Here is a 12,416-nt window from a genome sequence, read left to right as displayed (position 1 = left end):
ACCAAAAAGGTGCTATGAGCGCCTTTTTTGTTGCTGAAAAATAAAGGAATGAGGATGACATTAAAAGCAGTATTATTTGATATGGATGGCACTTTAGTTGATTCAGAAAGTGTCCATTTTAACTGTTGGAATGATGTTTTAGCACCGTTTGGCGTGCGCTATGAAGAAGATGATTTTTGCCAACGTTTTTCAGGTCGACCGACCTTAGATGCGGCAATTGAAGTGGTTGAGCAATATAACTTATCGGTTTCACCGCAGTGGTTAGCGCAGGCTAAATATGATGCATTCGAGCAATTTGTTACCACTAATTTACCTCCTTTAATGCCTTTTGCCGAAGAGGTATTAGAGGCAGTGAAGCAAAGCGATCTTAAAATGGCATTAGTGACGGGTAGTTCACGCCATGAGGCCTTACCTATCTTAAAAGGCTATGGCTTTTATGAATGGTTTGACTGCGTAGTGACTAAAGACGACGTGCAAAATCCAAAACCTGCGGGAGACCCTTATTTACTTGCACTGACAACATTAGGGATTTCAGCAGAGCAAGCAATTGCTGTTGAAGATACACACACCGGCGTTACAGCAGCAACTAATGCAAACGTAGCTGTGGTTGCAATACCGAATAAACACACCCTAGGCCACGATTTAAGTTTAGCTGTTTCTCGCATGGATAATTTACAGCAGCTATGGCAATGGGTACAAACTAAGCTATAGTTTAGTCTGCTTGGTGATAAACAAGGAGACCGATATGCTTAAAGGACTAACAGTATTATGGTTGCTGATCAGTACTTTTACTTGCTTAGCAACTGATACACAGATCACCGCTGATGCCCAACTTGCCAAGGTTTACCCACAAGATCAAGCGCTTGCTATTGAAAACTATCTCGTTAGTGAGAAGTTTGATGGGGTCCGTGCGATTTGGACGGGAACACAGTTGATAACCCGTAATGGCAATGCCATTAATGCGCCAGGCTGGTTTATTGCTGATTTACCTAATTTGAGGTTAGACGGTGAGTTGTGGACCAAGCGCGGTGATTTTGCAGACCTCAGTGGTATTGTGCGCACTTTACAGCCGTTGGATAGTGACTGGCAAAAAGTCACCTATCAGATATTTGACATGCCAGATCAACATAATCCCTTTGCAGTACGCTATGAAAATTATCTACGTTTAGTAAAAACATTAAATAAGCCTCACATCCAAGCAGTACAGCAGTATCAATTTACTACAGAGCAGGCATTATCTGCGTACTTTGATAAAGTAACTCAGCAAGGTGGTGAAGGTGTAATGCTGCATTTAGCCTCGGCAATGCATAAAAGTGGCCGTTCTGATGCGCTGTTAAAGTTAAAACCTTATTTTGATAGTGAAGCGGTCGTCATTGCTCATCTTCCAGGAAAAGGCAAATTTACTGGCATGCTAGGGGCGTTAAAAGTAGTTACACCACAAGGAAAAGAGTTTTCAATTGGTACTGGCTTTAGTAACGCACAGCGCCAAAATCCACCCGCAATAGGAGCGACGGTGACATACCGATACCATGGTTTTACTAAAAACGGTTTACCACGGTTTGCCAGTTTTTTACGTCAACGCGATCCTGATTAACATTTAAAAAAAGCCGTAAGTATGCTAAATTGCGCGGCCTTTTGATGTTAGTTGTGGTGAAGTAATGGTAGTTGGTTTTGATTATGGTAGTTCTAATTGCGCAATGGGTGTAATGAATGCTCAAAATACTGTTGAGCTGGTGCCCCTAGAGCAAGGTAAGTTTTACCTCCCTTCAACCTTATACACACATCACAGTGCTTTAGTTGTCGATTTTGTTGCTCAGCATCTAACAGGTACAAGTTATGAAACTGATTTTAAAACCCAGCGCCAAGCCCTGCTCAATAGTATGGTGCGGATCAAGTCTGACTTAGATCTAGCCCCTGGTGATGAAAGTCTTTTTATTGGCCGTGAAGCAATTAACGAATATGTGCAATTTCCTGAAGAAGGCTATTTTGTTAAATCCCCTAAATCGTTTTTTGGGGCAATAGGCTTAAAGCAAGGGCAAATCAACTTCTTTGAAGATATTGCCACCGCAATGATTTTAAAAATCAAACAGCGTGCTGAAACATCACTACAAAAAGAGTTAACACAAACGGTTATTGGCCGCCCGGTAAATTTCCAAGCCGTGGGTGGAGAGCAATCAAACCAACAAGCAATTGGTATTTTAGAGCGTGCAGCAAAACGAGCTGGCTTTAAAGATGTGGCTTTTTTATATGAACCACTCGCAGCAGGAATTGATTATGAAAGTGACTTAAATCACGATCAAAAAGTATTGGTTATTGATATTGGTGGTGGTACCAGTGACTGCTCATTTGTGCAAATGGGACCTAGCTTTCGTGATAGTAGTGACCGTGATCATGACTTTTTAGCGCATACAGGTAAACGTGTTGGCGGTAATGATTTAGACATTGCTTTAAGCTATCACGCATTAATGCCATTGCTTGGTTTAGGCAGTCAGTTTAAATCAGGTTTACCACTGCCTAATCAAGCATTTTGGCAAGCATGTAAAATTAACGATGTGAACTTACAAAGCCAGTTTTATAGTCAAAGCCATCACCGAGAATTACTTACGCAGTTACGTGAAGTACAAGCACCTGAGTTATTTCAACGACTGATCGATTTGCAGCAAAATAAGCAAGGTCATCAGCTGGTACAGCAAGGGGAGGCGGCAAAAATTGCGCTTTCGTCAGTGACTGAGTATGACTGTGAATTAGGGTTTTTAGCGCCGCAATTACATAAAGTGCTATCACGAGCTGATTTAGCTGTAGCGGTTGATGATTCGATTATGCAAATAGTAAGTTTGGCAAAACAAGCGATTAAAGATGCAGGGACCGTTCCTGATGTGATTTACCTTACCGGTGGCAGCGCGCAATCGCCACTAATAAAAGCCGCATTAGTTGAGCACTTAGGTGATATTAAAATGGTAAACGGCGATCACTTTGGTAGTGTAACCGCCGGACTCACTAAATGGGCAAGTATGCTTTATAGTTAAAGGGTGCTTATAGTATGACTTGTCGGGTTGCGAGGTATTTCTCGTAATCTGGCAATGACCGTTCAAGCTCGTTATGCATCAAAGGCGAGCTTAAAATCATATCTGCGCTGACTTCATTACACGCCACTGGAATATTCCATACCGCAGCTAAGCGTAATAATGCTTTAACATCCGGATCATGAGGTTGAGATGCAAGGGGGTCCCAAAAGAAAATCAACACATGAATTTCATGCTCCGCAATTTTAGCGCCTAACTGCTGATCGCCCCCCATAGGGCCACTAAGTAGTTTGATAACTTCAAGTCCAGTATTTCGCTCAATTAAATGACCTGTGGTGCCTGTGCCATATAAAGTGTGCTTACTGAGGTTATCGCGATGTTTATTACACCAGGCTAGCAAGGCTGCTTTTTTACCATCGTGTGCAACTAAAGCAATATTTTTTTGCGCTGGAAGGGTTTGCTGTTTTTGTTCCATGTTGACTCTTTTTTTTAGATGAGTAGATTAACCGCAAGAACTACAAATACTACACCTGTTATACGATCAATCCAAATTTGGCTTTGCGGGTGCTCTCGAAAGTAGCCTGCAATTTTATCGCCAAAGTAAATATACGTGCAGTCAATCGGAAACGCAAAAAGTGGATACAGTAAGCCAAAGAAAGCTAATTGAAATGTAGTTGATGATGACAGGGTTGGATCAACAAACTGCGGAATAAACGCAATAAAAAATAACGCTACTTTAGGGTTGAGCACTTCAGTCATCATAGCCTGAAACATAACATTAGTTTTTTTCTTGGTGCTTACATGGGGTTTATCTTCGCTACTGCACTCTGACTGGATAAATGTGCTTTTAAACATCATTACACCTAAATAACATAAGTAGGCAGCACCAGCGAATTGTACGCTGGTATAAGCCACTTCTGAGGCTTTTAGGATAGCCGTAAGACCGACAACGGCAAATAAAGTATGCGCCACTCCGCCTAAAGCAAAACCAAATGCGCTTTGTAAGCCTGCTGCGCGGCCATTGGCAAAAGTTTGCGCCATTAAAAAAGCATTGGAAGGACCTGGTGCAACAGCGATTAAAAAACTCGCGGCTAAAAATGACAGTAAAAATTCAAAATTGATCATTGTTTTTATGTGTTTTTAGGGTGATAAGCATGTGCTTTATTACTGAGCAGTATAACCCACAGTGGCAGCAATAATAATAAGTGAAAAGCAATAAACTCGGGCGCATTGAAAGGGAGCACTTGGGTGAGCATAACCAATGCTCCAGCGCCGCTCATTTGCATTAAACCGATTAACGCAGATGCAGTACCTGCTTGTTTAGCAAAATGTGACAATGCCATTCCAGCCGCTGAGCCTAAGCTAAGTGCAAAGCCTAGCGCAGCAATCAACACTGGTAGCATAAAAGCAAAGGCACTTTTAAACTGGCCGAGAATTAAAATCAGTACACCAGAGAAAATTAATAAACTCATACCTATGCGTAACGCTTTTTGACTATGGCGTTTGATATACAATGGTGCAATAAAGCTAGCTACAATGCTAACAATGGCATTGAGAGTAAACCAAAAAGTAAAATCGCTGACCGATCCACCTAACTCGGTCATGATCCATCCCGGTGCTAATGTTACAAAAGCTAAAATAGCCGACATTGCCACCATACAAATTAGGCTATTAAAAAGAAAAATAGGCGTGCTAATGATTGGTATAAAACGACGTAAATCGAGTATGTGGCCCTCATAGTGGCTATCCGCAGGGCGTGTTTCTTTAAAATATATGGCAGTGATCATTAGTCCAACACAAGCAAACCCCGCCAAAAATAAAAAGTTTATCCGCCAGCCAAATTGCACAGTCAGCCAAGCGCCTAAAATAGGCGCTAACGCGGGAATAAAACACACAATACCATTTAGGTAAGTGATCATTTGGCCGCTTTTAGCACTGCCGTAGGTATCACGAACAATCGCAAATGCAACCACAAAAGTGGCACAAGCCCCAAAACCTTGTAGTGCACGCGCAAGCATCAGAATGCTAAAATTAGGCGCTAAAAAAGCCAACATCCCAGCAAATCCATACAGTGTGATGCCAAATAGTGCGACTGGACGGCGGCCAAACTTGTCGGCTAAAGGACCTGCTATAAGCTGACCTAAGCCAACCGTCAGCATAAAAATAGCGACGGTAAGTTGCACTTGCTGCTCATCAATAGCCAATGCTTGCGCTATATCAGGAAATGCGGGTAAGTAAATATCAATCGCTAATGGGCAGAATATAACCAGAAGAGCGAGAATTAAAATAACACTAAGATGATTGCGGCGATCGGTTGTTGGCATGAGTGCTCCTTTTGCCGCGTATTTTAGGTCTGCAAAGATAAAAAAGAAAGGGCATATGACCCATCTATAAGAACATAGCTAGTAAGATTATAAGTATAAATGCACTTTTGCTAACTGGTCTGATGTGCTAATTTTGCAATAGTGACATTCAATGGAAAATAATAATGAGTAATAAATCTGCAGTTTTAACAGCATGGCATAGTTTTAAGCGTCTACCATTTGGCAATTGGTTATTTACTAAAGTCGTGTGTTTTAAAGCCCCTTATTTTGGCTCAATGAAACCCACTGTTTTAGATTTACGTGACGGACATTGCAGCGCAATGGTTAAAAACCGACGGAGTGTGCACAATCATATTGGGACTATCCATGCTATTGCGCAATGTAATTTAGCTGAGTTATGTGCCGGTGTGATGGTTGATGCTACCGTGCCGTATAAAACTCATCGCTGGATCCCTAAAGGAATGACGGTGCAGTACTTAGCGAAGGTTGATACTGATGTCACAGCTGTGGCAGAAATTGCAATGCCAAGACAATGGCTAGATAAAGAGGATTTAGTGGTGCCAGTGAAGCTTTACAATACTCGCAGTGAATTGGTCTTCACTGCTGATATTACGATGTACGTTACTAAGAAAAAGTAAAAGAAAAATAAAGCGATTATTTTTTCTCTGCGGCTTGTTTGTTGAAAAACGACAAGTCATTATCACCTTCACTGAGCGCAGATGTAAGCTCCGGCTTTGATTCTGCGCTATTGGTAATTAATTCAACCGTTTCAGCTTCATGGCGTTGTTTTAAGTTACCTTCAATAATTGCACCAGCATCAATACTTAAAGTATCTTGATAAACATCCCCGTGCACTTGTGCTGAACGTTCAATAACTACTTTGCTGGCGTTGAGTGAGCCGATTACTTTACCTTTTACAATCACGCTTTCAGCAACCACTGAGCCTTCAACACAACCGGTATTACCAATAACTAAATGGTTAACACGAACATCACCATCTATGCGACCATCAAGCTGTACTTCACCTTGACTCACTAGGCTGCCCGTTAAGCGAACATCTTCAGAAATGATCGAAGGAGTGTGGCTAGTTCTTTTTAGTTGAGAATTTGCAGAACTACTTACTGTTGATTTTTTTACCGAACACGAGAAAGCGCCTTTGTTATTTTGACTGGATTGACATGTTTGTCGTTAAGTAATACTTCATAGTGTAGGTGAGTGCCAGTACTTCTGCCAGTGCTGCCCATTAATCCGATAACATCATTTTTAGTTACCGTTTGGCCTTTTTTAACGTTGATTTTATTTAAGTGGCCAAACCGAGTTACAAAGCCGTTTTTATGTTGCAGTTCGATAAAATTACCATAACCACCGTTGCGTCCTGCGCGTAATACTGTGCCATCAGCGGGGGCGAATATTTCGGTTTTATGCCAACCTGCTAAATCAACACCTTTATGATAAGCATGACGGTTATTCACTGGATCTTTACGCAGGCCAAAACTACTCGAAATATAGTAATTTGCTGCAGGCAGAGTTTGCGGTAACTCACTGAGTAAATTTTCAAGCTTATTCAACGCCAATAGTTTATCTGCGATGACTAAAAATTCAGCTGGGATCTTTGATTCATCAAATAAATCCAGCGGACCACCTTGCGCGGTTTCTGTCATATCACCATCTAGACGACGCGCCAAGGCGGTATCAAGTCCTGCACCTTTGAGCATCGCTAAAATATCGTGCTGGCGGCGTTCTATTTGTTGCTCTATTTGTAAAAAGCTGTGTTGGTATTGGCTATCGAGTAGTGCAAAACGTTGCTCGATATTAACAGAGTCAGAGAGTGAAAGAGTGTGTGCGTTGTTAGGGTTTTCATCAACTAATGGTTCATGGAACTCTTCTTGTTGCTCGCCGAGTTCACCTTCTGGCGGCGCTGCTGGCAGTGTGGGATTGCTCATCGACTCAGGTAAAGAATCGATCATGCTCTGCAGTAAAGCATGCTTTTGCTCAAGCACCGCAAGCTGGGCTAACTGTTTATCGTATTGTGCTTGTTGTTCTTTGCTTTGTTGTTGCCACTGTTGTTGTTTTGATAATTGGCTTTGTTCGATGTCGGAAATCTTGTTGGTTTGAGAGTATATTCGCAGGGTCGAAACAGCCAACCATACTAAAGCAATTAAAATAATCGCTACAGCTGATATTTGTAACCAAGGTGCTAATATCACATGTTTAACCTCACCATTTTGGCGGATCAACAGCTGTCTAGCTGGGAATAATTTGTGATAAAAAGACTTAATAAATGCTGACATGGCTTATAAACACTGGCTATTAACCGAATTAAGATAGCAATCTGAGCTGAAAAAGCCAGTAAAAAATTGTAATTAATCTTAAAAAAGGAGGCGTTGGTCGCCTCCTTATAATAAATACATTTAATAAATGTTTACAACTTAGTTACTTAGCAGGAAGAACCGTTCCTTCTACGCAGCCAAAACCGATACGAGCAAAACCGGCTTTTTCACACCAACCACGCATAATAACGTTGTCGCCATCTTCTAAAAAGCTGCGTTGTTCACCGTTATTAAGGGTGATTTTTTCTTTACCACCACGAGACAGTTCAAGTAATGAACCGGCTTCTTCATGAGTCGGACCTGATTGCGTACCTGAGCCCAGCATATCACCTGGCATAAAGTTACAACCATTTACTGTGTGATGAGTCACCATTTGTGCCACTGTCCAGTATGAATGTTTGAAACTTGATTTAGATACTAATGAAGGTGCAGCACCTTGTTCACGCATTTTAGCGGTCTCAATTTGCACGTCCATTTTTATATCAAAGGCGCCAAGCTCACGGTTTTGGCTTGATTCTAAATAATCTAATGGTTGTGGGTCATTTTCATCACGAGTCCATGATGTTCTATAAGGTGCTAATGCTTCGGTGGTTACAATCCACGGTGATACAGTTGAAGCAAAGTTTTTCGCAAGGAATGGACCTAATGGTTGGTATTCCCATGCCTGTAAGTCACGTGCTGACCAGTCATTGAATACACAAAAACCAAATACATGGTTTTCAGCGTTTTCGATAGCAATGGCATCACCTAATTCATTACCTTTACCTAAATAAATGCCTAGCTCTAACTCATAATCTAAACGTTTACACGGACCAAGCGATGGTACTTCAGCGTCTGGCGCCTTAGTTTGACCATTTGGGCGATGAAAGGTTTGACCTGACACATCAATTGATGAAGAACGGCCATGGTAACCAATGGGTACCCATTTATAGTTAGGCAGTAACGGGTTGTCAGGACGGAATAAGCTACCGACTGCTGTTGCATGATAGATAGATGTGTAAAAGTCAGTGTAATCGCCAATACGACATGGCAATGCAAACTCAATGTCTGCTTGGGCAATTAATGCATCGCTTAACTTAGCTTGTTCAGCGGCGCCTTCGCGTAATGCTTTAGATAATGCTAAACGTAGCGCTGACCAATATTGCTGACCAAGACCCATAAATTCATTTAATGTTGCTTGGCTTGCTGCTGCTATAGCTGTTTGTGCATCGCCTGAGAAAATAGCTAACTCGTTTACTTTGGCAAGGTCGATAACTTGGTCGCCAATGGCAACGGCACCACGAAAAGCTTCGTCAGAGTTCTTACGACGTACTTCTGCAAATGGTAGGTTTTGAATTGGGAAGTCACAATTTGCAACGTTCGCTGAGGCAACCCAGCTAGTTAAATTTATATCATGGGTTTCGTTAATTAAACTCATTACATTTCCTTTGGTTTAGTCAGTCGCGCTTTACAGTGGATATGGTGATGAATAGCGCGATTTAAACAGTGAAATTCAGATTGTCATTTATAATATTGATGAAACGACAAAAAGCAGCGAAGTACGCTGCTTTTTAAATTTACAATACGGTGCTTATAAAACGCCGCGGCGCTCTTGGTCGCGCTCGATTGATTCAAACAGTGCTTGGAAGTTACCTTCACCAAAACCGCCGTCATCAACACGTTGGATCATCTCGATAAAGATTGGGCCAAATAAGTTTTTCGAGAAAATTTGCAACAAGTAGCAATTTTCACTTTGGCTATCGACTAAGATCTGATGTTCACGGATCTTTTCTTTATCTTCTGCAACCCAAGGTACACGATCGAAAATTGTATCGTAGTACTCAGGAATAATATCAAGCGTGGCAATGGTTGATTTATCAAGCTTATCTAGTGAGCTTACTAGGTCATCTGTTAAGAATGCTAAATGCTGCACGCCTGGGCCATTGTATTCACCAAGGTATTCATCGATTTGGTTGTTATCGTTGCCTTTACCTTCATTGATTGGAATCGAGAAGGTGCCGCACGGTGATTTAAGTGCATAAGAGATCAAGGCTGTTTTTTGGCCTTTGATATCAAAGTAACGAACTTCAGTAAAACCAAATACGTCTTTATAAAAGTTAGCCCATGTTTCCATAGTGCCTTTATAAACGTTATTAGTTAAATGGTCGATGCGGATAAAGCCTTTATCATCAACAATGTTTTGTTCGCTTAAGTCTTCAAAGTCTTGCTCATAGATTGAATCTTTATCACCAAATTGCTCAATAAAATAAATTAAGCTGTCACCAATACCGTAAATTGCCGGGTATGGTAGGTCTTTATGAGTTGAATCAGTCGCTGGTTTTGCACCACGTGCTACTGCGGTGTCAAATGCCTGTTGAGCATTCTCTACACGCCAACCCATAGAACAAATTGCAGGACCATGACTTTTTGCAAATTCTGCAGAGAAACCATCACGTTCATTATTTAGTAAAAAGTGAATATCGTTTTGGTTGTAATAAACAATGTCTTTACCTTTAAATGTTTTTAGCTTTGAAAAACCAAAATCGGTAAATACTTTATCCATATAATCTGCATCAGGTGTAGCGTATTCAGTAAACTCGATACCTACCAAACCTAAAGGGTTAGTTACTTCACTCATTATAATTCTCCCGCAATAAACACTGCGTCTTGTTGTGTCTGATGCGCAGATAATTAACCATAATTGGCAGCAAGGGAAGAGCCGATAGCTATTTAGGCAAACGGCTCTTTGTAAATTAAATGGGACGATCATTTTAAAATGCATAAGCATTAATGCTTGGTTTTGAGATTTGTATTGAAAGGTCTTGTATTAAGTAACTTAAACTTTTATTAACTTATTGATAAATATAATTAATTTATTCTTATTTAAGGGGTAAATAATCAAATAAAGGAACTATTCACCCCTTATTAAATATACGTGGTGTAATAAATTGTTTACGCTAGAGCCGTATTTGTTAAAAAACTAACTCTTCTGCGCTAAGCTAAGGTTACTAGTAATGGCTGGGGCATTTTGCTAGCAGTGCTACAGCGTTTCGTTGAACGTGCGTGGTGGCCTATCAGATGTGTTTAATGAAGCTGTTGAAAAGTAATTTATAATCTTTTGTTACGCGCTTTGAAGTCAGCCTTATTAATATCGTAACTTAAATCGACGTTTGGTTGGCAGGAATTAATCATGGCGATATAAATAGAGCAACTAAAATCCCCACAAGCGGCATAGCTTGTGGGGAGATAATAAACACAACGTTACGGTTTTTCAGCAACTACTTCAAGCTCTTCAGCTAAAATGTGCTCTTGTGTTTGTGGCTCGTGTTGACCTTCAGCACCGTGCATCCATTTAACAAGCTTGTCGCTTAGTAAGTACATGATCACAGCAGAGAGAACAGCAGTAGCGCCTAAACCAATAAAAATGCCTAATGCGTTATCAAGCGCTTCTTCGCCTTCACCTAAGAATGAACCTACGAAACCAGCAATCTTATTCGCAACAGCAGTACATAGGAACCAAATTCCCATTAGCATTGATGCTAAACGCAGTGGTGCTAGTTTACTCACCATTGATAAGCCGATCGGCGATAAACATAATTCACCCAAGGTATGGAATAAGTAAAATAATACTAACCACATCATGCTGATCTGTAGTGGCTCACCTTGACCTTGGGTCATAAGTGCTAAAATCATAGTGATAAAGCCAAGCGCTAAGAATATCAACGCAATGGCAAATTTAACTGGAGAATTAGGCTCTCGTTTATCAAGTTTCAACCATACTATGGCAACCATAGGCGCAAAAATAATGATGAAGATTGAGTTTAATGATTGGAACCAAGACGCTGGTATTTCAAAGTTGAACAACATACGATCAGTGTAATCATTAGCGAATAAATTCATCAAGCCACCGGCTTGCTCAAAACCCATCCAAAATATGATACTAAATACACTCATAGTGAAAATAACTTTTATACGGTCAGTTTCCACTTTTGTGAGCGGCTCTTTGGTATTTGAAGTTGATTGTGATTGCGCTAATTTAGCGGCAGGAACAACACCAATATCACCTAAGTACTTATTACTAAGTACTACTTGCATCGCTACCGAAATTAACATACCAATACCAGCAACAACGAAGCCATATTGCCAACCCATAGATGCAGCTGCGAAACCCGCAACAAGTGGACCAAGCGCACCACCTAAGTTGATACCCATATAGAAGATTGTGAAGGCGCCATCACGACGTTGATCACCCTCTTTATACAAGTCGCCAACCATAGTTGAGATGTTAGGTTTAAATAAACCGTTACCCATACATAATAAAGCAAGACCGATATAAAATACGTTTTCCTGTTGGCCGGCTAACATATCGTGGGGGATACCCATAGTAAAATGGCCAGCAGCCATTAGTAGACCGCCGATGATAATAGCTTTTCGTTGACCAAGTACGTTATCAGCTAACCAACCACCAAATAATGGAGTGATATAAACCGCCATTGTGAACGTACCATAAAGGCTTAGTGCGTCTGCATTACTCCAACCAAAACCACCGTCTTGGACAATAGCAACAAGATAAAGTACTAAAATGGCACGCATGCCGTAATAACCAAATCGTTCCCACATTTCTGTGCCGAACAACAGAAATAATCCTTTAGGATGCCCTAAAAAATCACCTGCTTTAGGTAATGAACTCATATTTACTTCCTAACTCAACGTTAATTATTGCGGCCTTATATTTTTTGCTTTGGTCGTTCATGTGCTTT

General features: G+C 40.8%; 12 protein-coding genes. 4 read left to right on the top strand and 8 right to left on the bottom strand.

From position 1 onward, the window contains the following. Positions 1 to 54: 54 nt before the first annotated feature. From P4S61_RS03590 to yegD, 3 genes are all read left to right on the top strand, one after another. Entirely contained in the window at positions 55 to 711 is a 657-nt protein-coding gene (locus tag P4S61_RS03590) for an HAD family hydrolase (RefSeq protein ID WP_182734432.1), read from the top strand. A 34-nt stretch (positions 712 to 745) separates the two neighbouring features. Further along, a complete protein-coding gene (locus P4S61_RS03585) occupies positions 746 to 1,594 on the top strand; it encodes a DNA ligase (protein WP_182734430.1) in 849 nt (282 codons plus the stop codon). Between the two features lie 64 nt (positions 1,595 to 1,658). Then, positions 1,659 to 3,026, top strand: coding sequence for a molecular chaperone (gene yegD / locus P4S61_RS03580; protein WP_182759000.1), 1,368 nt, complete (start codon positions 1,659 to 1,661; stop codon positions 3,024 to 3,026). A 7-nt stretch (positions 3,027 to 3,033) separates the two neighbouring features. Here the strand turns inward: yegD and P4S61_RS03575 are convergent, their stop codons facing one another. From P4S61_RS03575 to P4S61_RS03565, 3 genes are read right to left on the bottom strand one after another with little or no spacing between them, the layout of a single operon-like run. Then, on the bottom strand, positions 3,034 to 3,498 hold the full coding sequence (locus P4S61_RS03575; protein ID WP_145237363.1) for a methylglyoxal synthase: 465 nt from the start codon (positions 3,496 to 3,498) through the stop codon (positions 3,034 to 3,036). Between the two features lie 14 nt (positions 3,499 to 3,512). Then, positions 3,513 to 4,148 (bottom strand): LysE family translocator, encoded by a 636-nt coding sequence (locus tag P4S61_RS03570; RefSeq protein WP_337117783.1) that lies wholly within the window; start codon positions 4,146 to 4,148, stop codon positions 3,513 to 3,515. A gap of 5 nt (positions 4,149 to 4,153) precedes the next feature. Beyond that, positions 4,154 to 5,347 (bottom strand): multidrug effflux MFS transporter, encoded by a 1,194-nt coding sequence (locus tag P4S61_RS03565; RefSeq protein WP_149980832.1) that lies wholly within the window; start codon positions 5,345 to 5,347, stop codon positions 4,154 to 4,156. A 164-nt stretch (positions 5,348 to 5,511) separates the two neighbouring features. Between P4S61_RS03565 and P4S61_RS03560 the strand changes: the two genes are divergently transcribed. Then, complete coding sequence (locus P4S61_RS03560) at positions 5,512 to 5,985, top strand: hotdog fold domain-containing protein (protein ID WP_145237355.1); 474 nt, start codon at positions 5,512 to 5,514, stop codon at positions 5,983 to 5,985. A gap of 16 nt (positions 5,986 to 6,001) precedes the next feature. Here P4S61_RS03560 and P4S61_RS03555 read toward each other — a convergent pair whose 3' ends face one another. The 5 genes from P4S61_RS03555 to P4S61_RS03535 form a co-directional block, all read right to left on the bottom strand. After that, entirely contained in the window at positions 6,002 to 6,418 is a 417-nt protein-coding gene (locus P4S61_RS03555) for a bactofilin family protein (protein WP_337118877.1), read from the bottom strand. A gap of 62 nt (positions 6,419 to 6,480) precedes the next feature. Then, a complete protein-coding gene (locus tag P4S61_RS03550) occupies positions 6,481 to 7,638 on the bottom strand; it encodes a M23 family metallopeptidase (RefSeq protein WP_149980831.1) in 1,158 nt (385 codons plus the stop codon). Between the two features lie 142 nt (positions 7,639 to 7,780). Continuing rightward, the gene (fahA, locus tag P4S61_RS03545; protein WP_182717062.1) at positions 7,781 to 9,094 is read right to left on the bottom strand and encodes a fumarylacetoacetase; all 1,314 of its coding nucleotides are present in this window, start codon (positions 9,092 to 9,094) and stop codon (positions 7,781 to 7,783) included. A gap of 153 nt (positions 9,095 to 9,247) precedes the next feature. Continuing rightward, positions 9,248 to 10,294 (bottom strand): 4-hydroxyphenylpyruvate dioxygenase, encoded by a 1,047-nt coding sequence (gene hppD / locus P4S61_RS03540; protein WP_337117782.1) that lies wholly within the window; start codon positions 10,292 to 10,294, stop codon positions 9,248 to 9,250. A gap of 623 nt (positions 10,295 to 10,917) precedes the next feature. Continuing rightward, positions 10,918 to 12,348 carry a peptide MFS transporter gene (locus tag P4S61_RS03535; protein WP_145237342.1) on the bottom strand — a complete coding sequence of 477 codons (1,431 nt, stop codon included), beginning with the start codon at positions 12,346 to 12,348 and terminating at the stop codon, positions 10,918 to 10,920. Between the last annotated feature and the right edge of the window lie 68 nt (positions 12,349 to 12,416).

Origin of the sequence: Pseudoalteromonas sp. B160, from assembly GCF_037162485.1 — a bacterium.
In the GTDB taxonomy this organism is placed as follows: domain Bacteria; phylum Pseudomonadota; class Gammaproteobacteria; order Enterobacterales; family Alteromonadaceae; genus Pseudoalteromonas; species Pseudoalteromonas rhizosphaerae.
The sequence above is the reverse complement of the archived record's forward strand: the minus strand, read 5'-3'. Positions and strand labels throughout refer to the sequence as shown.